General features: G+C 71.3%; 27 protein-coding genes. 18 read left to right on the top strand and 9 right to left on the bottom strand.

The annotated features are described in order from the left end of the window. Positions 1-155 precede the first annotated feature (155 nt). Complete coding sequence (locus AB0B61_RS25000; RefSeq protein WP_358436120.1) at positions 156-701, top strand: hypothetical protein; 546 nt, start codon at positions 156-158, stop codon at positions 699-701. 146 nt (positions 702-847) lie between these two features. After that, positions 848-1,591 carry an isocitrate lyase/phosphoenolpyruvate mutase family protein gene (locus AB0B61_RS24995; RefSeq protein WP_358436117.1) on the top strand — a complete coding sequence of 248 codons (744 nt, stop codon included), beginning with the start codon at positions 848-850 and terminating at the stop codon, positions 1,589-1,591. A 12-nt stretch (positions 1,592-1,603) separates the two neighbouring features. On the opposite strand, the gene AB0B61_RS24990 is transcribed toward AB0B61_RS24995, so the two are convergent. Beyond that, positions 1,604-1,996, bottom strand: a complete 393-nt coding sequence (locus AB0B61_RS24990; RefSeq protein ID WP_358436114.1) for a VOC family protein — start codon at positions 1,994-1,996, stop codon at positions 1,604-1,606. Positions 1,997-2,059: 63 nt separating this feature from the next. Here AB0B61_RS24990 and AB0B61_RS24985 point away from each other — a divergent pair, with 63 nt between their 5' ends. Then, positions 2,060-2,485 carry a MarR family winged helix-turn-helix transcriptional regulator gene (locus AB0B61_RS24985; RefSeq protein WP_358436111.1) on the top strand — a complete coding sequence of 142 codons (426 nt, stop codon included), beginning with the start codon at positions 2,060-2,062 and terminating at the stop codon, positions 2,483-2,485. 43 nt (positions 2,486-2,528) lie between these two features. Then, positions 2,529-3,401 (top strand): LLM class flavin-dependent oxidoreductase, encoded by an 873-nt coding sequence (locus AB0B61_RS24980; RefSeq protein ID WP_358436108.1) that lies wholly within the window; start codon positions 2,529-2,531, stop codon positions 3,399-3,401. A 1-nt stretch (position 3,402) separates the two neighbouring features. Here the strand turns inward: AB0B61_RS24980 and AB0B61_RS24975 are convergent, their stop codons facing one another. Beyond that, positions 3,403-4,305, bottom strand: a complete 903-nt coding sequence (locus AB0B61_RS24975) for a ribonuclease Z (protein ID WP_358436105.1) — start codon at positions 4,303-4,305, stop codon at positions 3,403-3,405. Between the two features lie 385 nt (positions 4,306-4,690). On the opposite strand from AB0B61_RS24975, the gene AB0B61_RS24970 reads away from it, so the two are divergent. From AB0B61_RS24970 to AB0B61_RS24915, 12 genes are all read left to right on the top strand, one after another. Then, the gene (locus AB0B61_RS24970; protein ID WP_214638479.1) at positions 4,691-5,206 is read left to right on the top strand and encodes a methylated-DNA--[protein]-cysteine S-methyltransferase; all 516 of its coding nucleotides are present in this window, start codon (positions 4,691-4,693) and stop codon (positions 5,204-5,206) included. A gap of 40 nt (positions 5,207-5,246) precedes the next feature. Continuing rightward, entirely contained in the window at positions 5,247-6,152 is a 906-nt protein-coding gene (miaA, locus tag AB0B61_RS24965) for a tRNA (adenosine(37)-N6)-dimethylallyltransferase MiaA (RefSeq protein ID WP_358436102.1), read from the top strand. 9 nt (positions 6,153-6,161) lie between these two features. Continuing rightward, positions 6,162-6,974, top strand: a complete 813-nt coding sequence (dapF, locus tag AB0B61_RS24960) for a diaminopimelate epimerase (protein ID WP_358436099.1) — start codon at positions 6,162-6,164, stop codon at positions 6,972-6,974. A gap of 51 nt (positions 6,975-7,025) precedes the next feature. Next, positions 7,026-7,781: a hypothetical protein gene (locus AB0B61_RS24955; RefSeq protein WP_358436096.1), complete on the top strand. Its 756-nt coding sequence runs from the start codon at positions 7,026-7,028 to the stop codon at positions 7,779-7,781. A gap of 19 nt (positions 7,782-7,800) precedes the next feature. Then, entirely contained in the window at positions 7,801-10,077 is a 2,277-nt protein-coding gene (locus AB0B61_RS24950; protein ID WP_358436093.1) for a tetratricopeptide repeat protein, read from the top strand. 44 nt (positions 10,078-10,121) lie between these two features. Then, a complete protein-coding gene (locus AB0B61_RS24945; protein WP_358436091.1) occupies positions 10,122-10,880 on the top strand; it encodes a glucose 1-dehydrogenase in 759 nt (252 codons plus the stop codon). 134 nt (positions 10,881-11,014) lie between these two features. After that, positions 11,015-11,377 (top strand): phosphomannose isomerase type II C-terminal cupin domain, encoded by a 363-nt coding sequence (locus AB0B61_RS24940; RefSeq protein ID WP_214638474.1) that lies wholly within the window; start codon positions 11,015-11,017, stop codon positions 11,375-11,377. Between the two features lie 319 nt (positions 11,378-11,696). Further along, a complete protein-coding gene (locus AB0B61_RS24935; protein WP_358436088.1) occupies positions 11,697-14,144 on the top strand; it encodes an FAD-dependent oxidoreductase in 2,448 nt (815 codons plus the stop codon). Beyond that, a complete protein-coding gene (locus tag AB0B61_RS24930; protein WP_358436085.1) occupies positions 14,141-15,349 on the top strand; it encodes a sarcosine oxidase subunit beta family protein in 1,209 nt (402 codons plus the stop codon). Before AB0B61_RS24935 ends, AB0B61_RS24930 begins: the two co-directional genes overlap by 4 nt. After that, positions 15,349-15,597: a sarcosine oxidase subunit delta gene (locus tag AB0B61_RS24925; RefSeq protein ID WP_358436082.1), complete on the top strand. Its 249-nt coding sequence runs from the start codon at positions 15,349-15,351 to the stop codon at positions 15,595-15,597. Before AB0B61_RS24930 ends, AB0B61_RS24925 begins: the two co-directional genes overlap by 1 nt. Next, positions 15,594-18,884, top strand: a complete 3,291-nt coding sequence (locus AB0B61_RS24920; protein ID WP_358436079.1) for a 2Fe-2S iron-sulfur cluster-binding protein — start codon at positions 15,594-15,596, stop codon at positions 18,882-18,884. The genes AB0B61_RS24925 and AB0B61_RS24920 overlap by 4 nt, the downstream gene beginning before the upstream one ends. Before the next feature lie 99 nt (positions 18,885-18,983). Continuing rightward, the gene (locus AB0B61_RS24915; protein WP_358436366.1) at positions 18,984-19,616 is read left to right on the top strand and encodes an HNH endonuclease family protein; all 633 of its coding nucleotides are present in this window, start codon (positions 18,984-18,986) and stop codon (positions 19,614-19,616) included. A 47-nt stretch (positions 19,617-19,663) separates the two neighbouring features. On the opposite strand, the gene AB0B61_RS24910 is transcribed toward AB0B61_RS24915, so the two are convergent. From AB0B61_RS24910 to AB0B61_RS24900, 3 genes are read right to left on the bottom strand one after another with little or no spacing between them, the layout of a single operon-like run. Further along, entirely contained in the window at positions 19,664-19,978 is a 315-nt protein-coding gene (locus tag AB0B61_RS24910) for a PepSY domain-containing protein (RefSeq protein WP_358436077.1), read from the bottom strand. 35 nt (positions 19,979-20,013) lie between these two features. Continuing rightward, a complete protein-coding gene (locus AB0B61_RS24905; protein ID WP_358436074.1) occupies positions 20,014-21,252 on the bottom strand; it encodes a HAMP domain-containing sensor histidine kinase in 1,239 nt (412 codons plus the stop codon). Further along, positions 21,249-21,926, bottom strand: a complete 678-nt coding sequence (locus tag AB0B61_RS24900; RefSeq protein WP_358436071.1) for a response regulator transcription factor — start codon at positions 21,924-21,926, stop codon at positions 21,249-21,251. Before AB0B61_RS24900 ends, AB0B61_RS24905 begins: the two co-directional genes overlap by 4 nt. A 90-nt stretch (positions 21,927-22,016) precedes the next feature. On the opposite strand from AB0B61_RS24900, the gene AB0B61_RS24895 reads away from it, so the two are divergent. Beyond that, the gene (locus AB0B61_RS24895; RefSeq protein WP_358436068.1) at positions 22,017-22,448 is read left to right on the top strand and encodes a hypothetical protein; all 432 of its coding nucleotides are present in this window, start codon (positions 22,017-22,019) and stop codon (positions 22,446-22,448) included. On the opposite strand, the gene AB0B61_RS24890 is transcribed toward AB0B61_RS24895, so the two are convergent. The 3 genes from AB0B61_RS24890 to AB0B61_RS24880 all read right to left on the bottom strand — a co-directional run bounded on the left by AB0B61_RS24890 (position 22,432) and on the right by AB0B61_RS24880 (position 25,362). Further along, positions 22,432-24,345, bottom strand: coding sequence for a hypothetical protein (locus tag AB0B61_RS24890; RefSeq protein WP_358436066.1), 1,914 nt, complete (start codon positions 24,343-24,345; stop codon positions 22,432-22,434). The two genes, AB0B61_RS24895 and AB0B61_RS24890, sit on opposite strands and share 17 nt — an antisense overlap. Positions 24,346-24,407: 62 nt before the next feature. Beyond that, positions 24,408-24,620, bottom strand: coding sequence for a DUF2277 domain-containing protein (locus AB0B61_RS24885; RefSeq protein WP_358436063.1), 213 nt, complete (start codon positions 24,618-24,620; stop codon positions 24,408-24,410). Between the two features lie 4 nt (positions 24,621-24,624). Next, positions 24,625-25,362, bottom strand: coding sequence for an IclR family transcriptional regulator (locus AB0B61_RS24880; protein ID WP_357656073.1), 738 nt, complete (start codon positions 25,360-25,362; stop codon positions 24,625-24,627). Positions 25,363-25,407: 45 nt separating this feature from the next. Here AB0B61_RS24880 and AB0B61_RS24875 point away from each other — a divergent pair, with 45 nt between their 5' ends. Next, entirely contained in the window at positions 25,408-26,145 is a 738-nt protein-coding gene (locus AB0B61_RS24875; RefSeq protein ID WP_358436061.1) for a VOC family protein, read from the top strand. On the opposite strand, the gene AB0B61_RS24870 is transcribed toward AB0B61_RS24875, so the two are convergent. Further along, on the bottom strand, positions 26,120-26,872 hold the full coding sequence (locus AB0B61_RS24870) for an IclR family transcriptional regulator (RefSeq protein WP_358436058.1): 753 nt from the start codon (positions 26,870-26,872) through the stop codon (positions 26,120-26,122). The two genes, AB0B61_RS24875 and AB0B61_RS24870, sit on opposite strands and share 26 nt — an antisense overlap. Between the last annotated feature and the right edge of the window lie 5 nt (positions 26,873-26,877).

Raw genomic sequence — 26,877 nt, 5'->3', positions numbered from 1 at the left:
CGGTCACGACGACCTGGCCGAATGGCATGAAGTGGTGACAAGTCGTGATTCCTTTGTGATTGGTGCGCGAGCATTCCACTCCTGCGGCTAGTGTGGTCCATCACCCGCGGAAGCCGGCGAGCTTTCCCGATACGACCGCAGGGAGTCGCACCACCATGCAAGATCCGATGGAGCCGGATCGCCAGGAGATCCTCACCGGGCCGGGCGATATGCCGAGACCTGCCAGAAAAGCCAGGTCCACCACCAACAAGAAGACCGTCGTCATCGCCGCGTCGGCCCTCGTCGCCGTGCTCGCGGCGGGCGGCATCGGCTTCGCGCTGGCAGGCGGCCCCGGCCAGCCCACAACGCCGACCGGTCAGGCGGGCCAGTCGAGCCAGTCCGCCACCGCCGACGAACTCCAGCAAGACGAAGAGGCGTCCATGGGCGACGCCAAGACGGACGCCCCCGACGCCGGCACCCCGGCCGACGAGCCCTTGACCGATACCGACACGGGCACCGCCGACACGGCTGACACGGGTAAGGCGGACACCGGCCTCGACAAGGGGTCGGCGGGCACCGACACGCGCACCACGCCTCCGGCCCAGAACGGCAAGAAGCCCACGTCAGCCCCGACCAAACCGGCGCAGGAGTCCGCGGGCGAGAGCCCGGCGGACGGCCCGGCGGGTCAGGTCATCGGACAGTGCTCGAAGAGCGGCTGCTGACCGGTCCAGCGACTCGGCGGTCCCCGCACCAAATGGCTCGGCGGTCCTCGGGCCGAGTGGCTCGGCGGTCTTCCGGCCAAGTGGCTTGGCGGTTCCCCGGGTCATTGGCCCTTTGGTGGGAGCCGCTTCCTTTCTAGGCTGCCCGCATGACCACTGACAAGGCGGCTCTGCTGCGCGCTCTCCACGTGCCCGGCAACCCGCTGGTGCTGCCCAATGTCTGGGACGCGGCGTCCGCGCGAGCCGTACAGGAGGCCGGTTTCCCGGTGATCGCCACGGGAAGCGCGGCCGTCTCCCAGGTGCTGGGCTACGAGGACGGCGAGGGTACCCCCGTCGACGAGATGATGGCCGCCGTGGCCCGCATCACGCGCGTGGTGGACGTGCCCGTGACGGCGGACGTCGAGCGCGGCTACGGCCTGAAGCCGGCCGAGCTGGTCGAACGCCTGGCCGCGGCGGGAGCGGTCGGCTGCAACCTGGAGGACTCCGACCCCCGCACCGACGTGCTCGTCGACGTGGAGGCACAGGCCGAGTTCCTGGCCGGTGTGCGGGTCGCCGCCGGGGCGGGGCTGGTGATCAACGCCAGAGTCGACACCTATCTGCACGGCGACGGGTCACGGGAGGCGGCGGTGGCGCGGGCGCGGCGCTACCTGGAGGCCGGCGCCGACTGCGTGTACCCGATCGGCCTCGGCGACGCGGAGGAGATCCGGGCCCTGGTGAGCGAGGTCGGCGGCCCGGTGAACGTGCTGTTCCGGCCGGGCGTCCCGGATTTGACCGGGCTGGCCGAGCTGGGGGTGGCCAGGGTCAGCTACGGGGGCGGTCTGCACCGGGCGGCGTACGAGTACGCTCGCGGCCTGATCCGGGCGATCGACGAGGGCCGCAGCCCGTACGAGTGACCGCGTACCTGCTCAGTAGGACTGAAATTCCACCAGATTGCCTTCCGGGTCACGGATGTGAGCGGCGCGCAGACCCCAACCGGGCCGGTCCGCGGGCTCCGCGACGGACCGGCCGCCGTGGGCCAGGCAGACGGCGTACGCCCGGTCGACGTCGGCCACCCGGCTGACGAGCATGACGCGATCCTGGGCGGCGGCGTTCACCGGCAGGGCGCCGGCGACCTCGGGCATGAGGCCACGGTCGAGCATGGACAGCACCCCCTCAGAGCCCACGTCCCAGTGCGCGTAGGGACCGTCCGGGCCGCCCTTCGCGAGGTTCGCCCCGAGCACCTCTGGCAGGACCGCGTCATAGAAGGCGAAGCACTCCGCGAACGCCGAAACCAGCAGCCGAGGATGTAGCACGTCCATCTGGAAATCTCCTGAAATAGTGGGTCGAGACCTATTATTGGGTGAGACCCTACAATATCCAGGATGGAAGCGCTGCCGCCGAGCCTGCTCGGACTCACCACGTACCTGCTGTCCAAGACCGGGAAGGCGGCCAGAGGCCGGCTGGTCGCGCGGCTGGCGGCAGACGGGCTGCGCATGTGGCACATGGCCGTGCTGGCGGCGTTGGCGGACTTCGGGCCGCACGCTCAGCGTGACCTGTCGGCAAGGCTCGGCATCGACCCCAGTGACGTGGTCAAGGTCCTGGACGAGCTCTCGGCGCCCGGCTTCGTCGACCGCGCCCGCGACCCCGCCGACCGCCGCAGGGTCACCGCCACCATCACCGCCCGGGGACAGCGCGAACTCACCCGCCTGACGCAGGAGGCGCGAGCCATCCAGGACGAGCTCCTCGCCCCCCTCGACGCCGCCGAACGCGACCAGCTACACAACCTGCTCACCCGGATCCTGGTCTAGCAGCTGTTGTCCGGTCTGGGTGCGGGCGGGTAGGAAAGATCTCATGACAGCTCTCGGTGCCGTGTTCCGGCCTCAGCTACCCCCCGAACGAATGCGCGACGTGGCCCGTGCCGCGGAGGAGGCGGGGCTGGATGAGCTGTGGCTCTGGGAGGACTGCTTCTCCCAGAGCGGCATCGCCAGCGCGGCCGCGGCCCTGGCCTGGACCGAACGGCTGCGCGTCGGCGTCGGCCTGCTCCCGGTGCCCCTGCGGAACGTCGCTCTGACCGCCATGGAGGCGGCCACGCTCTACCGGCTGTTCCCGGGGCGGGTGGTTCTGGGTGTCGGTCATGGCGTACAGGAGTGGATGGCGCAGGCCGGTGCGCGGGTGGACTCGCCCGTGACCCTGCTGCGCGAGCACCTCGCGGCCCTGCGGGCGCTGTTGCGCGGCGAGCGGGTCACGGTGGAGGGCCGTTACGTGCGGCTCGACGACGTCGCTCTCGACTGGCCGCCGGAGACGGCGCCTCCGGTGCTCGCCGGGGCGATCGGGCCGCGCTCGCTGCGCCTGTCCGGCGAGGCCGCCGACGGCACCATCCTGGTCGCCGGAACTCCGCCCGACGAGGTACGGCGGGCTCGTGGGCTCATCGACGAGGGGCGGGCGGCGGCCGGGCGTACCGACCGCCACGAGATGATCGTGCACGTGCACGCGGCGACCGGGCCGGACGGAACCGGACGGCTCAAGGCCGAACTCGAGCGCTGGGGCGACGCCGGCAAACCGGACTTCGGAGTCGCGGGGGACGCGGGCACGGTGGCCGAGGCCGTACAACGGCTGGCGGATGCCGGGGGTGACACCGTGGTGCTCCAGCCGACGGCCGACGAGCCCGACCTTGAGGGTTTCGTGCGGTTCGTGGCCGAAGAGGTCCGCCCGCTGGTCTCGTGACCTACGGGTGCCGTCGTCGGGGGACGGGGATCTTCATCAGGTCGCGGGCCAGGATGACCTCGCCGTCGTAGCCGCGCCGTACGTCGCTGAGGAAGGCGGGCTCGTCGGCGAAGCCGTAGCGTTCGGAGAAGTGGGTCAGCACCAGGCGGCGCACACCGGCGTCGGCGGCGACGAGACCGGCCTCGAACGCGGTGAGATGGCCGTACTCCTTGGCCAGGGCACTCTCGGCGGACAGGAACGTCGACTCGATCACCAGCAGGTCGGTGCCGGAGGCGAGCTCGAAGACGGCGTCGCACAGGCGGGTGTCCATGATGAAGGCGGCGCTCTGGCCCGGCTTGGGGACGCTGCACTGGTCGAGCGTGATGCCGCGTACGGAGCCGGTGCGCTGGAGCTCGCTGATTTCCGGCCCGCGAATACCGAAAGATGCCAGCTTGTCGGGCAGCATGCGTCGGCTGGAGGCCTCCTGGAGGCGGTAGCCGTAGGACTCGACGGGGTGGGACAGGCGGCGGGCGGTCAGCGGGCCGATCGTGGCCTGCTCACCGCTGACCGGCTGCTCCTCGATGACCGTGGTGTCGGCGAAGACGGCGGCATGCCGGAGCCGTTGCCAGTAGCCGGCGCCGGAGGCGGGGTAGACCGCTCGTACGGGATGCCGGACCTTGTCACGCGCGATGCGCTGCACCACGCCGGGCACGCCCAGGCAGTGATCGCCGTGGAAGTGGGTCAGGCACAGCCAGTGGACGTCGTTGGCGCTGACGCCCGCGTGCACCATCTGCCGCTGTGTGCCCTCACCCGGGTCGAACAGGAACCCCTGGCCGTCCCAGCGCAGCAGGTAACCGTTGTGGTTGCGGTGGCGCGTGGGCACCGCGCTGGATGTTCCCAGGATGACGAGTTCACGGGAGGACACGAGCGCGATGGTAGACCGTCAGCGCCGGGTGAGGCGTCTGCGGGTCCAGCGGACCGCGCGGCGTCCGGCGCTTCCGACTCGAACAGGTCGCAGACCGTGAACGTCTCGCCCGGCCGCAGGTGGCCGCCGATCAGGACCGCGCTCTTGCCGAGGTACGCCCCGAGCTCCAGAAGGTCGCCCGGCGCGTCCGCCGACAGGAACCAGCCGAAAAGGCGCTGGTCGGCGGGCCAGAACCAGCCGGGGATCCGGTCGAGTGCGGTGGCGCTCGGTGCTGACATGCTGCGACGGTAACAACACGGATTCCCGGCCCTGAAGAGGCTTTGCCACATGGCCATCCCGGAGTCGCCTAGTGTTTATGCCGGGAGCAATTCCCCCAGGGGAGGACATGATGGGTACGGTCGCGTTCGCCGAGGTGCCGACGCCGGTAGGGCCGTTCGTGCTGGCGGTGACCGAGGTCGGCCTGGCCGCCACGGGATGGGGCTCCCGTACGCATCCGGGGGAGCGGCTCTCGGACCTGACCGAGGTGGACGACCCCGAGCGCACGGCATTCGCCGTCGCCGAGCTGAACGCCTACTTCGCCGGCGACCTGCGTACGTTCGAGACCCCGATCGACTGGCGCCTGACCTCCGGGTCGCGGCGGCAGGTGCTGAAGACCCTGCACGGCATCCCGTACGGCACCGCCGTCACCTACGGCGAGCTGGCCGAGCGGAGCGGTTCGCGGGTGCCGGCCCGCGGCATCGGCTCGATCATGGGCTCGAACCCGATCCCGATCGTGGTGCCCTGCCACCGCGTCGTCGCGGGCAACGGGCTGGGCGGCTTCAGCGGCGGCGAGGGCGTGGAGACCAAGCGCTGGCTGCTGACCCACGAGGGATACCTGCAGCCGACCCTTCTTGATCTCTAGACGGTCTGTCCATACCCGGACAGTTGACACACTTGTCGGTGTGCGTCAGCAGCCAGTCATCGCCGTCGTGGGCCCCACGGCCGCCGGAAAGTCCGATCTCGCCGTGGATCTCGCGCTCCGTCTCGGGGGCGAGTGCATCAATGCCGACTCGATGCAGCTCTATCGAGGGATGGACATAGGCACGGCGAAACTTTCCCCGGCCGAGCAGCGGGGGGTGCCGCACCACCTGCTCGACATCTGGGACGTCACCGAGACCGCCAGCGTGGCCGAATACCAGAAGCTGGCCAGGCCGCTCATCGAGTCGCTGGCCGCGCCCGTGCTGGTCGGTGGCAGCGGCCTCTACGTGCGCGCGGCCATCGACGACCTGGACTTCCCCGGCACCGACCCGGAGATCAGGGCCCGGCTGGAGGCCGAGCTGGCCGAACGCGGCCCGGCACCGCTGTACGAGCGGCTGCGGGCGGCCGATCCGGCCGCCGCCTCGGCGATCCTGCCGAGCAACGGCCGCCGCATCGTGCGCGCGCTGGAGGTGATCGAGCATTCGGGCCGCCCGTTCTCGGCCACCATGCCGTCGTTCGAGGCGCTCTACCCGAGTGTGCAGATCGGGCTGGAGGTGCCCAGGCCGGAGCTCGACGAGCGGATCGAGGTCCGGGTCGGGCGCATGTGGGCGGCGGGCCTGGTCGACGAGGTGCGGGCGCTGCTCGGGCGGGGCTTGGCCGAGGGACGTACGGCGAGCCGCGCGCTGGGTTATGCCCAGGTGGCGCGCTTCCTCGACGGCGAGTGGACCGAGGAGCAGGCGTTCGCCGAGACCGTCCGGGCGACCAGGCGTTTCGCCCGCCGCCAGGAGTCGTGGTTCCGCCGCGATCCGCGGGTCAACTGGCTCCCCTACGACGCTTCTGACCTCCTGGACCGGTCCCTGGCGCGGATCGCGGGCCAAGGCTCCGCATAAAATGGTCAAATGCGCTTCCTCAAGGGTCACGGCACCGAGAACGATTTCGTCATCCTCCCTGACCCCGAGGGCGAGCTCGACTTGTCCGCCGTGCTGGTCGCCAAGATCTGCGAACGGCGCTCCGGGATCGGCGCCGACGGCGTCCTGCGCGTGGTCCGCACCAAGCTCAGCCCCGAGGTGGCCGACCAGGCTTCCGCGGCCGAGTGGTTCATGGACTACCGCAACGCCGACGGCAGCATGGCCGAAATGTGCGGCAACGGCGCGCGCGTCTTCGCCCGCTACCTCGTCGAGACGGGGCTGGCCGGGGAGAGCGAGTTCAACGTGGCGACCAGAGGCGGCGTCAGGAAGATCCGCATCGAGGACAACGGCGACGTCACCGTCGACATGGGCAAGCCCATCGTCCGCGGCCACAGCGTCACCACCGTCGCCGGTCACGAGTACGAAGGCGTCCACGTCGACATCGGCAACCCGCACCTGGCCTGCCCCATCGGCGACCCCGTCGTCCAGCTCGACCTGACCCACCAGCCCGGCTTCGACCCGGGGATCTTCCCCAGCGGCGTCAACATCGAGCTGTTCAACGCGGTCGGCCCCAGCCGCGCGGTCATGCGCGTCTTCGAGCGTGGCTCGGGCGAGACCCGCTCCTGCGGCACCGGCACGATCGCCACCGCCGTCGCGGCGGCGGGCCTGAGCGGGGAGACCACCGGCAAGTGGACGATCGAGGTGCCCGGCGGCACCGTCGTCGTCACGCTCACCGAGGAGACCAGCTACCTGACCGGCCCCGCCGTCATCGTCGCGGGCGGGAACCTGATGCTTGCAGAATGATGTTCTCCTGAGGGATGCTGAGTCCACTTGACGAACCGAGGCAAGGTGGACATGGCGGACCCCAGAACCACGGCGGCACGCGTCAAGGGCCCCATCGGCCAATACGGCGGCGGCTTCATGGTCTCCAGGGAGGCCAAGGCTCGCTGCGAGGAGTACGGCCTCGGGCCGCGTGAGTTCTACTTCCGCGGGCGCTGCGGGGTCCTCGGCGAGTGCGCGGCCGACGTCGTCACCTCCGTCGCGGTCTTCTTCCCCGCCGCCCACGTCGAAGAGAGCTGGTACGGCGGGCGCAAGCTGAGCGTCGAGCGGGCCGTCGAGATCTACGCCGAGGTCTGCCACGAGTGGGGACGGCGCCGGCTCGGCGGCTACGACGGCTGCGCCAGGCTCGCGGAGCTGCTCGAACCGGTCGTCGCCCAGGCCCCGGCCGCCGGGGCGCCGCTGTTCGCCGGGTGGCGGGCCGTACCCCTGCCCGACGACGCGCCCGCGCGGGCCACGCAGCTCATGCACGTCGTACGGGAGCTGCGAGGGGGGTTGCACGCCAACGCGGTGATCGCGGCGGGCCTCGATCCGCTCGAGGCGATGCTGGCGGCCGACCACGACGGCACTCCTTTCGGACACTCCACGGGCGAGGTGATGGCGAAGTTCTTCACGTGGCCGGAGCCGTACCAGAAGCCGGGTCCCGCCGTCGTCGCGAAAAGGGCCGCGGTCGAAGAGGCGACCGATGATCTGCTGGCATCTGTATTTTCGGTACTCAACAATGACGAATCGGACGAGCTCATCGAGCTTCTGCGTTTTGGGCACGGTGATTGACCTGGCAGACTGACTGCTCATGGACGTGGACATCTGGGCCTGGGTCGGTGAAACCCAGCAGCAGCTTTCTGAGGCGGGCAACGTGGGGCTCGCCATGGCGCTGGGAGACCTGCCCGCACAGGCCTACGAGGGGCGATACCCCCAGCTAGACGTGATGGCTCCGGCCATCGCCCAGCAGGCGGAGGCCCTGGAGCTCCCGTGGCTCGAGTTCTACGCCCGCTACTGGCACCTGCTCGGCCGCGTGGGCGACCGTGCGCAGGGTGCCGTCGCGATCGGTGACGCCGAGCACCTGCTGTCGTTCGCTCAGCGCGAAGAGGTGCGTGACTGCCCGGCCACCCCGGCCGCGGTCGAGGCGCTCGCCCTGGCGTGGGCCAACGCCGACGGTCCTGGCTACGCCGCCGAGCGCCTGGAGACGCTCGACGCGGTCATCCAGGACCTGGAGCCGGCCAACCCCGCCTACACCGGGCTGGCGACGCAATACGTCGCCGCGCTCATCGACGCGGGCCGGGCCGGCGAGGCCGTCACCTACGCCGAGACCGCCGTCGAGCGGCTGCGCGCCGCCGACCGCGAGGCCAGCTGGGAGCTCGGCGCCGAGAGCGCCCGCGCGCTGCTGGCCGCCGGGCGCGGTGAGGACGCGCTGGCCGCGCTCCAGGCCGCGGCCGACTTCCAGGCCGACGACCCGGTGGCCAAGGAGCGCAACGACGGCGTACGCCGCGCGCTGATCCTGGCCACGCTGGGCCGCATCGCCGAGGCCGTCGACGCGCTGCCCGACCTCGACGTGGTCGGCGAGCACCCGCGCTCGTGGGTCGAATGGACGCACGCCGTCGCCAAGCTGGCCGGCTCCTCGCAGATCACCAACACCTGGCAGCTCGGCCGCGTGCTGCGCCAGTGGATCGACTACTACGGCATGATGGGCGGCTACCGCGCCCGCGTCGAGCTCTCGCTGGTCGCGGGTGAGCTGGCCATCGCCAGGCAGAGCGTCTGGCAGGCGCGGCTGCTGGCGGATCTGGCCCAGTCGGCCGCCGCTGAGCTGCGCGACAGCACGGGCGTGGCCGAGCGGATCGCCGCCCTGCGCGCCGCCGCCGACGCGACGACCGAGCCGCCCGCGCCCTGCCCGGTCGAGGAGCGGGTCGCCTACTTCGACGCCGCCGACGGCCACAACGCCGACCCCGAGCGGTGGACCGGCTGGCTGGCCCCGAGGTCCGGCGAGGACCTGGAGACCACCCGCCGTCACACCACCACGCTCGGCTTCCTCGGCTACCCGGCGGCGGGCGCCGACATCTACTGGAAGCTGCTGATCGACTCCGGCGACATCGCCACCGCCGACCCCGACGACGTCTCCACGCTGACCACGCTGCTCATCGAGGCCCGCCAGGACGAGCGGCTGGAGCAGATGGCGGCGCTGCTGCCGCACGACACCCAATACCTCGCGATGGCCCGTCTCCACAGCGCCCGCGAGCGCTGGCCGGAGGCGCTGGAGGCGGCCGAGCACGCCGTCGCCGCCGGAGGCGGCGTCGAGGCCCGCCGTCTGGTCGCCACCGCGGCCCAGCAGCTCGACGACAACGCCAAGGGTGCCAAGGCGCTGCTCGAAGTGATCGACGAGATCACCGAGGAGGACACCTGGCGCATGATCGTCATGGCCACCTCGAGCGAGGACTGGGACATCGTCCGCAAGGGCACGGCCAAGATCGGCATGCCGGTCAAGTCGGCCGAGGGGCCGATCGAGGAGGAGATGGGCCTGATCCGGGTCATCCTCCCCGCGCCCGACGGCGGCCAGCGCCAGATCCTGTCCATCCGCACCGGCCCGGCCACCGCCCGGCTCGCCCTGCCGCAGCCGCGCGGCATGGACTACAACGCCGGCGACCTGGTCGTGTTCGACCCGCAGTTGCTGGAGCCGGTCCCCGACGACCCCGAAGAGCAGCAGAACTTCGTGCCGCCCTTCGCCGCGGTGCGCATCCTCCGCCCCGGCGGCTACACCAGCTACTTCTTCGACGGCGCCGCGCCGAACGAGGAGGACTGGGCGGAGTTCACCGAGGTCATGGCCGAGCGCGGCTGGCCGATGTGGGTCTACAGCGACGAGAACTACATGGTCACCCACCCGACCGGCGGCGAGGCGCTGCCCGGTGTGTTCGGCTGGGTCGCGGTGCCGCCGGATGTGTCGCCGGCCGAGGTCGACGCCCTGCTCGACGACGCCACCGAGCGCTGGTCGCACCCGCTGGCCTGGCTCGACCTGGCCAAGGAGGTCGACGTGGAGGTCGAGCGCCACGAGCGGATCGTCAAGGAATACGGTCTCTAGGATTCTGCAACGCTTGAGCCTCGACAAGGATTACGGTCTCTAGGATGCTGCAACGCTTCAGCCTCGACGGGAAGGTCGCCATCGTCACCGGCGCCTCGTCGGGGCTGGGCGTGGCCTTCGCCCGCGGGCTGGCCGAGGCCGGGGCCGACATCGTGATCGGGGCCCGGCGGCCGGATCGGCTGGACGAGACGCGGCGGCTGGTCGAGGAGACCGGCCGCCGGTGCCTGGCCGTGCCGACCGACGTGACCAAGGTCGAGGACTGCCAGGCGCTGGTCGCCGCGGCCGTGGAGACCATGGGCGCGGTCGACGTGCTGATCAACAACGCCGGGGTCGGCACCGCCGTGCCGGCGCTGCGGGAGAGGCCGGAGGAGTTCCGGCAGGTGGTCGACATCAACCTGCACGGCACGTACTGGATGGCGCAGGCGTGCGCGCGGGTGATGCGGCCCGGCTCGTCGATCGTCAACATCGGCAGCATCCTGGGGGAGACGACGGCGGGGCTGCCGCAGGCCGCCTACAGCGCGTCGAAGGCGGCGGTGATCGGGCTGACCCGGGACCTGGCGCAGCAGTGGACGGGGCGGCGGGGGATCCGGGTCAACTGCCTGGAGCCGGGGTTCTTCGCCTCGGAGATGACGGAGCAGTACGCCTCCGACTACCTGGAGCGGATGCTGGCGCAGCGGGTGGTCATGGGGCGGGTGGGGCAAGCGGCGGAGTTGGTGGCCGCGGCGGTCTTCCTGGCGAGCGACGCGTCGTCGTACATCACGGGCGTCGTCCTGCCCGTCGACGGCGGCATCCTCATCACCTGACGAACTCGTCCGGCCGTGCGTCCTCGTCCGGCCGTGCGTTGCCGGACCGCGTACCGCCTGATCAGTGGGTGCCTGGTAGTTTGAGCGCGGGTTTATGGCGTGACTTTTCCACGTGACTTTTCCATGGAGGGGCGATGCAGGACATCGACAGGCTGGCGGCTGTGATCCGTGATGAGCGGCCGTGGGGTGGGTTCGAGCGATTCACCCTCAATGAGGTGTCCACCGTTAAGATCATCGAGGTCTCGCCGGGTCAGCGGCTGAGCCTGCAGCGTCATGAGCACCGCTCTGAGCTGTGGGTGGCGCTCGACCCGGGGTGCGTGTTCGAGGTGGACGGGAAGCGCATCGAGCCCGCGGTGGGGGATCGGGTGCTGATCCAGCAGGGGCAGACGCACCGGCTGAGCTCGTCCGGGCCCGCGACGCGGATCCTCGAGATCGCCTTCGGTCACTTCGACGAGGACGACATCGAGCGCCTTGAGGACTCGTACGGACGTTCGTAGCCGCCCGGCTCTCCCATCGTGAGGGGTCCCGCCTTTTAAGGCGGGATCCTCTTTTTTTACGGCAGAGCACGGTGAACCCCACCCCCGCACGGGGCCGGGCTCTGTCCAGGGACACGCTCCTCCGGTGGAGCGCGCTGGGCGCCGTGACGTGCGCGTTCTGGGCCCCGTCCGTGGTCCGGCCGAAAGCCGGTGGCGATGCGGTATGGCCTTCCCCGGGCGACATGTGACCTTCCCGGGGCCTTGTCCGGGGGTGCGGTGGGCTCTATGTTCGTTGCGTAGTCCGGTGCTTGTTGCGTATTAGGGAACAACCGGAGGGCGCATGGTGAGCCGGCCTCGTTTGGTGATCATTGGAGCCGGCATCGTGGGCTGTGCCCTGGCCGACGAGCTCACCGGGCGGGGGTGGACCGATGTCACCGTCGTCGATCAGGGGCCCTTGTTCGCCGCCGGCGGGTCGAGCTCGCATGCTCCCGGACTCGTGTTCCAGACCAACCCGTCCAAGACCATGACCGAGTTCGCCTCCTATACCGTGCGCAAGTACAGCGGACTGGCCCTCGGCGGGCGGCCCTGCTTCGACCAGGTCGGCGGCCTGGAAGTGGCCACCACCGAGGAGCGGTGGACGGACCTGCACCGCAAGCGGGGATGGGCCGAGTCCTGGGGTGTCGATGGGCGGTTGGTCGACGCCGACCAGTGCGTGGAGCTCTGGCCGATGCTCGACAGGGGCAAGGTGCTGGGCGGCTTCCACGTCCCCACCGATGGGCTGGCCGCGGCCGTGAGCTGCGGTGAGGCGCAGGCGAGGCGGGCGATCGAGCGGGGCGCCAGGTTCCTGCCGCACCACACGGTCGTGGGCGTCGAACAGGGGGGCGGCCGGGTGACCGGCGTCGCCGTCGAGGTCCGGCGGCCGGAGTCGCGCGAGGTCGAGTATCGGGTGCTGGCCGCCGACGTGGTCGTGTGCGCCGCCGGGTTCTGGGGGCCGGCGATCGGGCGGCTGTCGGGGCTGACCGTGCCGCTGCTGCCGCTGGCCCACCAGTACGCCAAGGCGCGCACGCCGGGCGTACCGGACGGGCCCATCCTGCGGCACCAGGACCGCGACCTGTACTTCCGCGGCCACGGCGACCGCATCGGGATCGGCTCCTACGCCCACCGGCCGATGCCGGTCCGGCAGGACGAGATCGGGCCCAAGGGCACGGTGATGCCCTCGGTGCAGGCGTTCACCGAGGAGGACTTCGATCCCGCGTGGCGGGACGCGGTCGAGCTGCTGCCGGCGCTCAAGGAGTCCACGTACGAGGACGGCATCAACGGGATCTTCTCCTTCACCCCCGACGGGTTCCCGCTGATCGGCGAGGCGCCGCACCTCGACGGGTTCTGGCTGGCCGAGGCCGTCTGGGTCACCCACTCGGCGGGCGTGGCCAGAGCGGTGGCCGAGCTGCTCGTTGAGGGGCGGTCCAGCTTCGACCTGCACGAATGCGAGCTGAGCCGGTTCGAGCCGGTGCAGCTGTCGCCCGCGTACGTCGAGGAGCGCGGTAAGCAGAACTTCGTCGAGGTCTACGACGTCATCCACCCGCTCCAGCCGATGGAGTCGCCGCGGCCGATGCGGACCAGCCCGTTCTATGTCAGGCAGCGCGAGCTGGGCGGCTACTTCCTGGAGTCGGCCGGCTGGGAGCGTCCGCACTGGTTCGAGGCGAACCTGCCGCTGCTGGAAGAGGACCTGGTGCCGCGGTACGACAGCCAGGCGGCCGAGGCGCTGCTCGGCGTGGCCCAGCGGGACCAGTGGGCCAGCCGCTACTGGTCGCCGGTCGCCGCCGCGGAGTCGCACGCGACCCGGGAGAACGTGGCGCTGTACGACATGACCTCGCTCAAGCGGATCGAGGTCGGCGGGCCAGGCTCGGCGGCGTTCCTGCAGTACCTGACCACGAACAACGTCGACAAGAAGCCCGGCTCGGTCACCTATTCGCTGCTCCTGGACGCGAGCGGCGGCGTGCGCTCCGACCTCACGGTGGCGCGGCTGGCGGAGGACCGGTTCCAGATCGGCGCCAACGGCAATCTCGACCTCGACTGGCTGACCCGCCACGCCCCCGGCGGCGTGTACGTCCGGGACATCACGCCCGGCACCTGCTGCGTCGGCGTCTGGGGACCGCGGGCCAGGGAGCTCCTCCAGCCCCTCACGGACATGGACCTGTCCCATGAGGGCTTCCGCTACTTCAGCCTCAAGACCGGATATGTCGGGCACGTCCCGGTGACCGCGATGCGCGTCTCCTACGTCGGCGAGCTAGGTTGGGAGCTCTACACCAGCGCCGACCTGGGCCTCAAGCTCTGGGACACACTCTGGGCGACGGGCCTGCCGATCGCCGGGGGCAGGGCTGCGTTCAACAGCCTCCGGCTGGAGAAGGGCTATCGGCTCTGGGGCGTCGACATGACCCCGCAGCACAACCCGTACGAGGCGGGGCTGGCCTTCGCCGTCAAGGACGGCAAGGACTTCCTCGGCCGGGACGCGCTGACCACCGAGATCACCCGCAAGCTGGTCCCGCTGCTCAGCGCGGAGGTCGTGATGGGCAAGGAGCCGGTACGGCACGCGGGCCGCACGGCCGGTTACGTGACGAGCGCCGCCTACGGGCATACGATCCAGCGGCCGATCGCGTACGCCTGGCTGCCGATCGAGCTGACCACCCCCGGGACGCATGTCGATATTTCGTACTTCGGGCGGTGTGTTCCGGCCGAAGTCGCCACCGAGCCCCTGTTCGACCCCAAGATGGAGAAGATCAGAAGGTGACCCACCCGGACTTTCTCTGGCGCAACCCCGACCCCAGGCCTACCTATGACGTGGTCATCGTCGGCGGCGGCGGGCACGGCCTGGCCACCGCCTACTACCTGGCCAAGAACCACGGGATCACGAACGTCGCCGTACTGGAGAAGGGCTGGCTGGCCGGCGGCAACATGGCGCGCAACACCACGATCATCCGCTCCAACTACCTGTGGGACGAGAGCGCCGCCATCTACGAGCACTCGCTCAAGCTGTGGGAAGGGCTCGGCGAGGAGCTGGACTATGACCTTCAGTTCAGCCAGCGCGGCGTGCTCAACCTGGCGCACAACCTGGGCGACGTGCGCGAGGGCAGGCGGCGGGTCAACGCCAACCGGCTCAACGGCGTCGACGCCGAGTGGCTGGACGCCGATGAGGTCAAGAAGTTCTGCCCGGTCATCAACGTCTCCGAGCGCGCCCGCTACCCCGTCATGGGCGCCACGCTGCAACGGCGCGGCGGCATCGCCAAGCACGACCACGTCGCCTGGGCCCTGGCCCGCAAGGCCGACGCCTATGGCATCGACCTGATCCAGGGCTGCGAGGTCACCGGCTTCGAGATCACCGGGAACCGGGCGGTGGCCGTACACACCTCCCGGGGACGGATCGCGGCCGGGAAGATCGCGCTCGCGTCCGCCGGGCACACCTCGGTGCTCGCGGCCGAGGCCGGGATCCGGCTGCCGCTCCAGTCGCATCCCCTTCAGGCGCTGGTGTCGGAGCTGCTGGAACCGGTGCTCGACTGTGTGGTGATGTCGAACGCCGTGCACGTCTACGTGAGCCAGGCGCACAAGGGCGAGCTGGTCATGGGCGCGGGCATCGACTCCTACAACTCCTACGGCCAGCGGGGCGCCTTCCACGTCATCGAGGCGCAGATGGCGGCGGCCCTGGAGCTGTTCCCGATCTTCAGCCAAGTACGGGTGCTGCGAACCTGGGCCGGCATCGTGGACGTCTCACCCGACGCCTCGCCGATCATCGGGCGTACCCCGGTGGACGGGCTGTTCGTCAACGCGGGCTGGGGCACCGGCGGCTTCAAGGCCACGCCGGGCTCCGGCTGGGTGTACGCGCACACGATCGCGCACGGCGAGCCGCACGCGCTCGCCGAGCCGTTCGCGCTGGAGCGGTTCACCACCGGGGCGCTCATCGACGAGCACGGCGCGGCGGCGGTGGCGGTGGCGCACTGATGCTGCTCATCGACTGCCCCCACTGCGGCCCCCGCGACGAGAACGAGTTCCACTACGGCGGGCAGGCCGGCATCGCCTACCCCGAAACGCCAGCCACCGCCACGGACGCGGAGTGGGCCGAGTACGTGTTCCTGCGGGACAACCCCAAGGGGTGGTTCGACGAGCGCTGGTTCCACGTGCACGGCTGCCGGACCTGGTTCACGCTCCGGCGGCACACCGTCACCCACGAGTTCTGGAAGGCGCCATGACCCGTCTGGACAGAGGCGGTCTGGTGGATCGCTCCGTCGTGCTGTCGTTCAGCTTCGACGGTCGCCGCATGGAGGGGCATCCCGGCGACACGCTCGCCTCCGCGCTGCTGGCCAACGGCGTGCGCGTGGTCGGCCACAGCGTCGAGCTGGGCCGCCCGCGCGGCGTCTTCTCCGCCGGTCCCGAGGAGCCGAACGCCCTGGTCCGCGTGGGCGCCGACCCGATGCTGGCGGCCACCACCGTCGAGCTGTACGAGGGACTGGCGGCGTGGAGCCTGCGCGGCAAGGGCCGGGTGGACCCGCACGCGACCGACGATCGCCGCCGCGACAAGGGCTACCTGCACTGTGACGTCCTGGTGGTCGGTGGCGGCCCGGCCGGGCTGGCCGCCGCGCTCAGCGCCGGAGTGGCGGGCGCCCGGGTGATCCTCGTCGACGACCAGCCCCGGCTCGGCGGCGACCTGCTCAACAGCCGGGTCCGCCTGGACGGCGCCCGCGCGCTCGACTGGGTGGCCCTGGTAAGCGCCCGGCTGGCCTCCATGCCCGACGTCCGGGTGCTCACCAGGACCACGGCGATCGGCTACTACGACCACAACTACGTGGTGGCCGTCGAGCGCCGCCCCCGGGGCGAGCGGCTGTGGCATCTGCGCGCGGCCCAGGTCGTCCTGGCGACCGGCGCGCAGGAGCGGTCGCTCGCCTTCCCCGGCAACGACCGGCCCGGCGTGATGCTCGCCTCGGCCGCCCGCGCCTACGTCAACCGGTACGGCGTACGGCCCGGCCGCCGGGCGGTCGTCTTCGCCTGTACGGACTCGGGCTACGAGGCGGCGCGCGACCTGCGGGCGGCGGGCGTCGAGATCGCCGCAATCGTCGACCCGCGCCCACGAGCCGGTGCCGAAGAGCTCGCCGGGCAGGTCGTCACCGGGGCCGCCACGGGGACCGGCGCCGAGATCGTCACCGGGACCGTCACAGGGACCGGCGCCGAGATCGTCACCGGGACCGTCACAGGGACCGTGGCGGATGCCGACGGGTTGCTCACCGAGGTCCTGGTCGGCGACCGGCGCTTCGAGGCCGACCTGCTGGCCGTCGCCGGCGGCTGGAACCCGGTCGTCCACCTGTTCAGCCAGTCGCAGGGCCGGACCGTGTTCGACGAGGAGGCGCAGGCGTTCGTGCCGGGCGTCTCCGCCCAGGCCGAACGCTCCGCCGGTGCCTGCCGAGGCCGGTACGGCACGGCGGAGGCGATCCAGGACGGCTACGCGGCGGGCTGCCAGGCGGCCCAGCCGACGGGCAAGAGGCAGGGGGGTGGCTTCCGCGTACCGGAGACCGACGAGCTCCCCCTGCGGCCCCCGGCGGCGCTCTGGGTGGTGGACCCGCTGTCCACCGACGCCTTCGCCGATCTGCATCGAGATGTCACCGTGGCCGATCTCGCCAGGGCCGCGGGGACCGGCATGCGGTCCGTGGAGCACGTCAAGCGCTACACCACCGCCGGAACCGGCGCCGACCAGGGCAAGACATCGGGCGCCGTGGTGGCGGGGGTGATGTCCGCGCTGCTCGGCGCCGCCCCCGGGCAGGTGGGTACGACCACCTTCCGCCCGCCGTACACACCCGTCTCCTTCGCCACGCTCGCCGGACGTGACCGGGGCGCGCTCTCCGACCCGGTCAGGACGACCGCGCCGCACGCCTCGCACGTCGCGCGGGGCGCGGTGTTCGAGGACGTCGGGCAGTGGAAGCGGCCCCGCTACTTCCCGCTGGACGGCGAGACGATGGAGCAGGCGGTGCTGCGCGAGTGCCGGGAGGCCCGTACGGGTGTCGCCGCCATGGACGCCTCCACGCTCGGGAAGATCGACGTCAGGGGCGCCGACGCGGGGGAGTTCCTCGACCGGATCTACACGAACATGTACTCCACGCTGCGCGTTGGCTCGTGCCGCTATGGGGTGATGTGCACCGCCGACGGGATGGTGTTCGACGACGGCACGACCACGCGGCTGGCCGACGATCACTACCTGATGACCACGACCACCGGCAACGCGGCGGCCGTGCTCGACTGGCTGGAGGAGTGGCGGCAGACCGAGTGGCCGGGGCTCGAGGTGTCGTTCACGTCCGTGACGGACCACTGGGCGATGGTCGCGGTGGCGGGACCGAGGGCGCGGGAGATCATCGGGCTGATCGCGCCGGGGGCCGAGGAGCTGGCGTTCATGACGTACGCGGCCACGAGTGTGCTGGGCGTCGACGGGCGGGTGTTCAGGATCAGCTTCTCCGGCGAGCTGGCCTACGAGGTAAATGTGCCCTGGTGGTACGGCAGAGCGCTCTGGGAGACCGTGCTGGACCTGGGCGCGGTGCCGTACGGGACCGAGACCATGCACGTGCTGCGGGCCGAGAAGGGGTTCGCCATCGTCGGCCAGGAGACCGACGGCACGGTCACCCCGCAGGACCTCGGCATGTCGTGGCTGGTGTCGAAGCGCAAGCCCGATTTCGTGGGCAAGCGCTCGCACGCGCGGCCCGACACCGCGCGCGACGGGCGCAAGCGGCTGGTGGGGCTGCTGGCCGACGATCCGGCCGCGTTCGTGCGGGAGGGCGCCCAGATCGTGGGCCCGACCGGGCCGATGCTGGGGCATGTGACCTCCAGCTACCTGAGCGCGGCGCTCGGACGGAGCTTCAGCCTGGCCATGGTCCGTGGCGTGGCCGTCGGCGACCGGCTCTCGGCGGTGTCGGGGGAGGCGGCCGTGCCCGTGACGGTGGTCGAGCCGGTCTTCTACGACCCCGGCAACACCCGGCGCGACGGTGATCCGGATGCGCGGGCGGTCGCCGGGCGGGTGGAGGGCTGCCGCAGGGAGAGTCCGGCGGCGGCGTTCGCCGGTCGCTTCGAGGCGGCCGGTTCCGAGCGGGTACGCCTGCGTGAGGTGCCCTTCGTGCGGATGTGGGAGGTTCACGGGGTTGATCCGGGAGTGGGGCTGCGATTGGGACCCGACTGGTGGCTCGTGACAGAGGACACCGAAGAGCGGCCCGGGAGGGTGGACGCGTCGGGTGGTGCGGAGGAGCGGCCCGGGTGGGTGGATGTGTCGGGGCAGCGGACCGTGCTGGAGCTCACGGGGCCGGGCGCGCTGGACGTCCTGATCACCGGCTGCCCGATCGACCTGCACCCGGCGGTGTTCCCGGGACACGCCCAGACGCTGCTGGGCAAGGCGGCCGTCCTGCTCGAACGGTTCTCCGACCCGGAGGGCGGTTACCGGATCTACGTGCGTTCGTCCTTCGCCACTTACCTCGCCGAATGGTTGCTTGACGCACTTGAGGGATAAATAGGCGCTTAGGGGTAATTGCTCTACCTAGACTTTACGAAAACTTGAGTCTGGGGGTAGAGCGTGCGGCTTCGGGTGGTTTTGGCCGGTTTGGCCACAGTGGGAGTGCTCGCGGGGTGCGGGCAACTGGATGCGCAGACACCTAAAGCCGACACGGGCAAGGCTTCGTCGGCCGACGTGGGGGACGCTCGCAAGAAGCTGGCCAAGCTCGCCGTCAAAGGCCGCGCGCCGCGTACCGGTTTCGAGCGCGAGAAGTTCGGCCCGGCCTGGTCGGACGTCGACCACAATGGCTGCGACACGCGTAACGACATCTTGAAGCGCGACCTGAAGGACGAGACGTTCAAGTCGGGCACGCACGACTGCATCGTCCTGACCGGCGTGCTGGACGACCCCTACAGCGGCAAGACCATCACGTTCAAGCGCGGCCAGGACACCAGCACCGCCGTGCAGATCGACCACCTGATCCCGCTCTCCGACGCCTGGCAGAAGGGCGCGCAGCAGTGGACGGCGGACAAGCGCAAGGAGTTCGCCAACGACCCGATGAACCTGATGGCCGTGGACGGGCCGCTCAACGGCCAGAAGAGCGACTCCGACGCCGCGACCTGGCTGCCGCCGCGCAAGGCGTACCGCTGCACCTACATCGCCAAGCAGATCGACGTGAAGGCGAAGTACGACCTGTGGCTCACCACCGGTGAGAAGGACGCGATGACCGGCATCCTCGACTCCTGCTGACGATCCGGGCGCGCCGCCTCGAAGAGGAGGCGCGCCCGGCCGGCGCGTCAGTCGTCGTCGTCCGTACGGTCGGTGCTCTGGCTCAGGACCTTCCCCGTGGCCGCGTCGACGTCGAGTTCGTGGTCCACGTTGCCCTTGACCACCTCCACCTCCCACACGTCCGGCCGGTTCCCGCGGCCGTCGTAGGAGACCTCCTTGACCCACGCGCCGGGAACCTGCTGGTGCGCGATCTCGATGGCCCGCTCGGCCGTGACCTTGGGAGCCGCGGCGGTGGTCGTGGCGGCGGCGTAGGCGGCACCGCCACCCGCGACGAGGACGACGGCTCCGGCACCTGCTGCGACGAACTTGGTGATTGTGTTCATGCCCCAACGCAATCGTGATCGCCGGTAAGGCCGCGCTAAGCCCCGGTTAACGTCACCTCCACCACCGCCCCGCCCCTGGACGGAGCCGAGACCGACAGCCGCCCGCCCGCGTCCTCGGCCGTGCGCCGGGCGATGTCCAGGCCGAGCCCGGTGGATCCGCCTGCGCTGTTGCCCCGTTCGAGGAGCGCCTGGTCGAAGCCGGGGCCCTCGTCGGCGACCGTCAGCACGGCTCCGGGAGGGCGGGCCGCCAGCCGTACGGACAGGGCGGCTCCTTCGGGAGTGTGCGCGAACACGTTGCCGAGCAGCGCGTCCACACAGGCGGCGAGTTCCTCCGCGCGGACCACCACGGGGAGCGGGCCGGGCGGCAGATCCACCTCGACGGCCCGTCCCTGGTCCTCCGCGAGCACCGACCAGAACCGCACCCGCTCCCGCACCACCGCCGCCGCGTCGCACCCCGCCCGGTCGGCCGCGCGGCGGCGGGCGTCGGTGATGACCGCGCTGACGGCCCGCTCCAGGGCATCCACGCGGGCCCCGACGCGTTCCGCCTCCTCAGGGTCGCGCATCGATTCCACGTCCAGCCTGAGACCGGTCAGGGGGGTGCGCAGCCGGTGCGACAGGTCTGCCACCGACTCCCGCTCGGCAGCCAGCAGCTCGTCGATCCGCCCGGCCAGGTGGTTCAGCGCGAGCGCCACCGAGCGCACCTCCGGCGGGCCGCCCGGCTCCGCCCGCGCGGCCAGGTCGCCACCCGCCAGCCGGTGCGAGACCTTGGCCAGCCCGTCGATCGGCCTGGTGACGGCGAGCGCCAGCCGGTCGGCCAGGACGATGCCCAGCACCATCAGCGCCAGGCCGATCACCAGCAGCGCCAGCCACGCCTCGCGGACCCCGCGCAGCAGTTCCGCGTCGTCCGCGAACGCCCTGATCACCACCGTTCCCTCCGGCGAGCGCACCGAGACGAGCACCTCCCTGCCGCCCGGGGCCTCGGCGGTGACGCTACGGCCGGTCGTGGCCAGCCGTACCGCGTCAGAGCGGGGCGCGGCCGGGCCGAGCGTCCTCCGGTCGGGCATGAACACCGTCACGGGGCGGGAGACCTGCGCCACCGCGAGCTCCAGGTCGGGCGTGCCGACCGCGACGGCGACCGACTCGGCGGCGGCGGTGGCGCGGTTCATGGCGCCGTTCTCGGCCACGGAGCGGATCAGCAGCGCCATCGGCACCAGCAGCGCGATCAGCGCGACCGAGGTGGTCGCGGCCACCAGCAGCGCCAGCCAGCGCCTCACGACGGTTCGACCAGCTTGACCCCGACGCCCCGCACCGTGTGCAGGTAACGCGGTTCCGCGGCGGTCTCGCCGAGCTTCCTGCGCAGCCATGACAGGTGCACGTCGACGGTCTTGTCCGCCCCGCCGTATGGGAGCTGCCACACCTCGGTCAGCAGTTCCCGCTTGGTGACCACCTCACCGGGCCGGGCGGCGAGATAGCGCAGCACGTCGAACTCGCGCGGCGTCAGGTCCAGTTCCTCGCCGCCGAGCGTGGCGACCCGCGCACGCGGGTCGACGCACAGCCCGCCGACCTCCAGCGGCTCGGGCGCGGAGTCGCCCGCGCGGCGCAGCACGGCCCTGATCCGGGCGTCGAGCTGCGCGGAGCTGTACGGCTTGACCACGTAGTCGTCGGCACCCGCGTCGAGCACCGGCACCATCTCGGCATCCCCGTCACGGGCGGTGGCGACGATCACCGGCACCCGGCTCACCGCCCGCAGCATGCGCAGCAGGTCCACGCCGTCGAGGTCGGGCAGCCCCAGATCGAGCACGATCAGGTCGGGCCGGTCCTCGACGGCCAGCCGCAACCCGTCCAGGGCCGTGGGGGAGGAGGAGACGGCATGGCCGAGCTCCCGCAGACCGCGGCTCAGCGCCGTGCGGATCGCCACGTCGTCCTCGATGAGCAGGATGTCAGCCATATATGGCAACGGTAGAGGATGCCAGGACACGGGCAGGGCCGCCTTATCGTGGCGTTAACCCGGCCTTATCCGGAGAGGGGGGAAGCTGGCGTGGTGAAGCGACTCGTACTGGCCTGGGCCGCCACCGCGCTCGCCGCGACGGGTGCGGCCGTGGCGGTGCTCGGGCTGCTCGGCGGAGTGTTCACCGGCACGTCCGGGCGGGTGCTGAGCCAGAGCGAGATCCGAGCCGCCCTCGCCACCGCTACTGTGCGGGCGCCCGGGACCGCCGCCCCGAAGACGTCCGCGGGTTCGCGTGGCGGCAAGGTCATCCGTACGGCCGGCGGCACCGTGATCGCCTCCTGCGTGGGCGGCCGGGTGACGCTGCGCTCGTGGAGCCCCGCCCAGGGCTACTCCGTCGACGACGTCGACCCGGGCCCCCGGCAGGAGGCCATGGTCGAGTTCGACGCCGACGAGGACGAAGGCGCCGACGTCGACGTGCGGATCGGCTGCTCGGGCGACCAGCCGGTCACGCTTCCGCGCTGAGCGCGGCCTTCGTGAGCTCGGCCTGCCGCCTGATCTGTCCCATGACGATGGGGTTGACCCCCTTGGCCTGGAACAGCGCGACCATCTTGTCCATCACCGCGTTCGCCCGATCGAGGTCGCCCTGCCGGGCTTCGGCCCTGGCCAGGCGGCGCAGCACCATGTTCAGGGTGATGTTGTCGACGCTGGCGTCACGGGCGACCGCGGTGAGCTGCTCGATGCCCTGCTTGAGATCCGGCGGCCGGATCCGTACCTGCTTGGCGGCGGTGATCGCCTTGAACTCCCGCTCGGCGTTGAGCCCCTTGACCATCCGGGCGTAGACGGCCAGCGGGTGGCCGCCGTACCGGTCGATCACCTCGTCCAGCGCCCGGTTGCCCGAGCTCAGCGTCGGCGAGTCGGAGCCGAGCAGCGAGAACAGCTTGCCCTGCTCGTCGCCGAGCATCAGCTCGGCCACCCGGTGGTCGTCCGCGCCGACCGGGTAGCGCACCTTGACCAGGCAGGCGGGGGAGACGATGCGGGATCCGTCGGCGGCGATGTACTGGCCGCGCACCTGGTACTCGCCGGGCTGCTGGAAGTAGTGCCCGTCGCGGCCGTGCCCGATGTAGGCACTCCGGTACATGGCCGGGTTGCCCGCGTCGAGCCGGATGTCGGGTGAGGCGTCGACGCAGTGCCGCATCATCGGCCGGTAGAGCACGGTCCTGCCGGTCGGCTGGGTGATGGTGACCTGGGTGAACTCGGTGTCGGGGTGGAGGTGGCCGTGCGTGGTGCGCGGCTCCCCGGTCGTGGACAGCTTCAGCTCCACCACGACGGGCTCGCCGAAGCCGAACGACTCCTTGGCCCGCAGTTCGAGCCGCAGCCCGGACCGATCCACGACCGGCTGCTCGAAGGGCGCGATGTCGGCGGCGCCTGTGCCGAAGGCGTTCGCGCCCATGGCCACGTCCCGGTAGAAGCCGTGGCGAAGGTGGACGAGCTCGGGGTCGGTGAACTGGAAGGGGAAGGCGGCCCAGTAGCCCTGCTCGCCGCCGGGTTGGTAGTTCTGGACGTAGTTCATCCAGGACAGGTCGCCGAAACCGCCGTTCGGGCCGAGTGGCTGGGGTGGGTTGCCCAGGTTCTTCTGCCACGAGTGCAGCAGGTTGAAGGCGTGGCCGAGCTCGTGCACATACGTGCGCAGCTGCGCGCGCTGCGCCTGCGGGGTCCTGCCCTTGATCGCGTCGTAGAAGACCGCGGACCCCTGCCGCTGGTGCGCGTCGTCGTAGTCGAACATGATGCCCCGGTAGCCGCCCACGTGCTTGCTGGCCACCAGCAGCCACACCCGCCAGGCCGGTACGTCCCCGAACGCGCTGAACTGCTGCGTCATCGCGTGATGCAGCTCGGCGTCGTCCCACGCCAGGTCCGCGCCCGACCCGTCTACCGGGATCACCCCGGGCGGGTTGACGGTCAGGCGGATCCCCGCCTCGTCGTAGGCGGCGGCCACGCTCAGCTCCCTGGCCGGCGAGCCGGTCGGGCCGGGCAGGGTCCCGGTGTCGTACTTCTCGAACGGTTCGGTGCCCGCCACCGAGTCCTGTTCCAGCAGCACGGTCCGGAAATGGCGGGCGGAGAACGTCAGCTGATAGCTCTGACCGGCGACCTGGGCGGTGCCCACCGTGCCGCTGATCGTGACCGTCACGTCCTTGGCCGGGGTGTCGAACGAGAACACCCCGCGCCCGGTGATCTTCGTCCCCGCGCCCTCGGCCGTCGCCGCGGCCGTGTTCACCACGAACGAGCCGGCGTAGGACGTGGTCGCGCCGGCCGTGGTGAACAGGTCCCCGCTCACCCGCCCGGTGGGCCGCGCCCCGTCCACGTCCACCCGGAGTTCGAGGCGCGAGTCTCCGTCCTGACCCTGATACAGCCCACTGATCACGGGGTGCCCCCTGGCGAGATGGATGCGGTTACAGGGGACACTTCTCCCACCCGGGGATCGTGTCAACGCCCTCCGCGCACCCGCAGCGCCGCGAGCAACTCCTCCGACGCCTTGGTGATCGTCTCGACCGCCCGGTCGAACGCCTCGGCGTTGTGCGCGGCGGGCGCGCGGAACCCGGAGATCTTGCGTACGTACTGGAGCGCCGCCGCCCGTACGTCGTCTTCCGTCACGTCCTCGGTGTACGGCGGGCGCAGGGTCTTGATGCTTCTACACATGTGGTCAACGGTAATAGCCGATGCGCTGGCTTATCTCCCTCGCGCCCTCGGCCAGGAGCGCCCCGACTTCGGGCAGCCGCTCGGGCGTGAGCCGGTAGGACGGCCCCGAGACGCTCACCGCGGCCACCACCGAACCGTCGCTGCCCCTGATCGGCGCGGCCACCGCGTTCAGGCCCACCTCCAGCTCTTCCACCGTGGTGGCCCAGCCGCGCTCCCTGATCTCGGCCAGCCCCAGCCGCCCGGCCTCGGTGAGGGTCGAGGGCGTGTAACGCGCCGGTTCGGCGGGCAGCCGCAGCGCCCCGAACGCCAGCAGCACCTTGCCGCTGGAGGTGGCGTGCGAGGGGGTGCGCTGGCCCACCCAGTTGTGCCCGCTGATGGCGGCGGGGCCGCGGACCTGGCTGATGTTCACCGCGTCGCCGTCCTGGGGCACCGCGATGTTGACGGTCTCGCCGACGGTCTCGGCCAGGCGCAGGCACACCGGCCGGCTCTCCTTCGACAGGTCCAGCTGCGCGGTGGCCGCGCCCGCCAGTCGGACGACGCCGAATCCCAGGCGGTAACGGCCGCGGTCACCGCTCTGCTCCACCAGCCCGCCCTGCTCCAGCGCGGCCAGCAGCCGGAAGGCCGTGGACTTGTGCACGTCGAGCTGGACGGCGAGGTCCGTCACCCGCGTCGCGCCCTCGCGCGCCAGGATCTCCAGGATGGCGATGGCCCGATCGACCGACTGAACGGACGTGTTGCTCATAGCGCAACACACTAATCTGTCGGTGGGCTGTGACACGCTGCGGTCATGGCAGACAGAACCGCTTATCCCGACGGCGCGCCCTGCTGGGCCCAGCTTCTCACCCGCGACGCCGTCGCGGCCCAGCGCTTCTACGGCCGGCTCCTCGGCTGGGACTGCCGCGACCAGGGCGGCTGGAGCATGTGCCACGTCGACGGCAAGCCCGTGGCGGCGATCACCCCCGACCCCGAGGCGGCCGACCCGGCGGCCTGGACCGTCTACCTGTCCACTTCCGACCTCGCCGCCTCGATGGCGAAGGTCGAGGCGGCCGGCGGCAAGATCCTCGAGGGTCCCGCCGAGGGTTACGCCCTGGTCACCGACCCGTTCGGCGCCAGGTTCGCGCTCTACCAGCCGGGCGCGTTCATCGGCGCCGGCGTTCAGGCCGAGCCGGGCGCGATGAGCTGGGCCGAGGTCAACGCCCCCGACGGCGCGGCGGCCGACGCGTTCTACGGCGCGCTCTTCCCCTACGACCCGCGGCGGGTCGAAGGGGGCCTCGACTACACCGTCTACCAGGCGGGCGGCGAGCCCGTCTGCGGCCGGCTCCAGATGGACGAGCACTGGGCGGGCGTGCCGCCGCACTGGATGGTCTACTTCGACGTGACCGACCTCGACGCGGCCACCGCGAAGGTCTCCGAGCTCGGCGGGGAGGTGCCGGTGCCGCCGTTCGATTCGCCCTTCGGGCGCATCGCGGTCATCCACCACGCGGGCGGGGGCGGCTTCTTCAGCCTGCGCCAGCCACGGGGCTGAGCTCGGCGCCGAAGTCCAGCGCGAGCTTTCGCATGGCCCCGGCCAGCTCCTCCCGGTCGAGGGCGTCGATCCGCTCCGCCGGGCCCGAGACCGACATGGCGGCCACCACCCGGTTCCCGTCGTGCACGGGCACGGCCAGGCAGTGCACGCCGAGCTCCTCCTCGCCCAGGTCCATGGCGTAACCGCGGTCCCTGACCAGGCCGAGCTCCGTGAGCATGCCGTCGGTGTCGGTGATCGTGTTGGGGGTGCGGCGCGGCATGCCGGTCCGTACGAACACCGCGACCGCCTCCTCCGCCGGCCGCCCGGCCAGCAGCACCTTGCCCACGGCCGTGCTGTGCGGCAGCACCCGCCGCCCGACCTCCGCGAACATCCGCAGCCTGCGCGGCGACGGCACCTGCGCCACGTAGACGATGAAGTCGCCCTCCAGCACCGCCAGGTTCGCCGTCTCTCCCGACAGCGACACCAGCTTGGACAGGTACGGCCGCGCCCACACCCCGACCATGCTCTCGGCGATGCCGCCCAGCCGCACCAGCCCGCCGCCCAGCGCGTAGCGCCGGTCCGACTCCTGGCGTACGTAGCCGCGGGCCAGGAGCGTCTGCAGCAGCCGGTGGATCGTGCCGAACGGCAGCCCGGTCTTGGCCGCGATCTCCGACAGCCCCGCCTCGCCACCGTGCTCGGCCAGCGCCTCCAGCACGTCGAGCGCCCGCTCGACAGACTGCACGCTCACCCGCC

It is taken from the genome of Nonomuraea sp. NPDC049158, from assembly GCF_040648335.1.
Classification (GTDB): domain Bacteria; phylum Actinomycetota; class Actinomycetes; order Streptosporangiales; family Streptosporangiaceae; genus Nonomuraea.
Note: the sequence above shows the minus strand (reverse complement) of the source record. Positions and strands in the feature narration are given on the sequence as shown.

Bases quoted from the DNA above. Each gene is read 5' to 3' on its own strand.
- AB0B61_RS24880 (WP_357656073.1), bottom strand. From the start codon at position 25,362: ATGAGCAACACGTCCGTTCAGTCGGTCGATCGGGCCATCGCCATCCTG.
- AB0B61_RS24955 (WP_358436096.1), top strand. From the start codon at position 7,026: ATGGCGGACCCCAGAACCACGGCGGCACGCGTCAAGGGCCCCATCGGC.
- dapF (WP_358436099.1), top strand. From the start codon at position 6,162: ATGCGCTTCCTCAAGGGTCACGGCACCGAGAACGATTTCGTCATCCTC.
- AB0B61_RS24940 (WP_214638474.1), top strand. From the start codon at position 11,015: ATGCAGGACATCGACAGGCTGGCGGCTGTGATCCGTGATGAGCGGCCG.
- AB0B61_RS24910 (WP_358436077.1), bottom strand. From the start codon at position 19,978: ATGAACACAATCACCAAGTTCGTCGCAGCAGGTGCCGGAGCCGTCGTC.
- AB0B61_RS24935 (WP_358436088.1), top strand. From the start codon at position 11,697: ATGGTGAGCCGGCCTCGTTTGGTGATCATTGGAGCCGGCATCGTGGGC.
- AB0B61_RS25000 (WP_358436120.1), top strand. From the start codon at position 156: ATGCAAGATCCGATGGAGCCGGATCGCCAGGAGATCCTCACCGGGCCG.
- AB0B61_RS24970 (WP_214638479.1), top strand. From the start codon at position 4,691: ATGATGGGTACGGTCGCGTTCGCCGAGGTGCCGACGCCGGTAGGGCCG.
- AB0B61_RS24950 (WP_358436093.1), top strand. From the start codon at position 7,801: ATGGACGTGGACATCTGGGCCTGGGTCGGTGAAACCCAGCAGCAGCTT.
- AB0B61_RS24990 (WP_358436114.1), bottom strand. From the start codon at position 1,996: ATGGACGTGCTACATCCTCGGCTGCTGGTTTCGGCGTTCGCGGAGTGC.
- AB0B61_RS24885 (WP_358436063.1), bottom strand. From the start codon at position 24,620: ATGTGTAGAAGCATCAAGACCCTGCGCCCGCCGTACACCGAGGACGTG.
- AB0B61_RS24980 (WP_358436108.1), top strand. From the start codon at position 2,529: ATGACAGCTCTCGGTGCCGTGTTCCGGCCTCAGCTACCCCCCGAACGA.
- AB0B61_RS24995 (WP_358436117.1), top strand. From the start codon at position 848: ATGACCACTGACAAGGCGGCTCTGCTGCGCGCTCTCCACGTGCCCGGC.
- AB0B61_RS24985 (WP_358436111.1), top strand. From the start codon at position 2,060: ATGGAAGCGCTGCCGCCGAGCCTGCTCGGACTCACCACGTACCTGCTG.
- AB0B61_RS24900 (WP_358436071.1), bottom strand. From the start codon at position 21,926: ATGGCTGACATCCTGCTCATCGAGGACGACGTGGCGATCCGCACGGCG.
- AB0B61_RS24945 (WP_358436091.1), top strand. From the start codon at position 10,122: ATGCTGCAACGCTTCAGCCTCGACGGGAAGGTCGCCATCGTCACCGGC.
- AB0B61_RS24920 (WP_358436079.1), top strand. From the start codon at position 15,594: ATGACCCGTCTGGACAGAGGCGGTCTGGTGGATCGCTCCGTCGTGCTG.
- AB0B61_RS24925 (WP_358436082.1), top strand. From the start codon at position 15,349: ATGCTGCTCATCGACTGCCCCCACTGCGGCCCCCGCGACGAGAACGAG.
- AB0B61_RS24875 (WP_358436061.1), top strand. From the start codon at position 25,408: ATGGCAGACAGAACCGCTTATCCCGACGGCGCGCCCTGCTGGGCCCAG.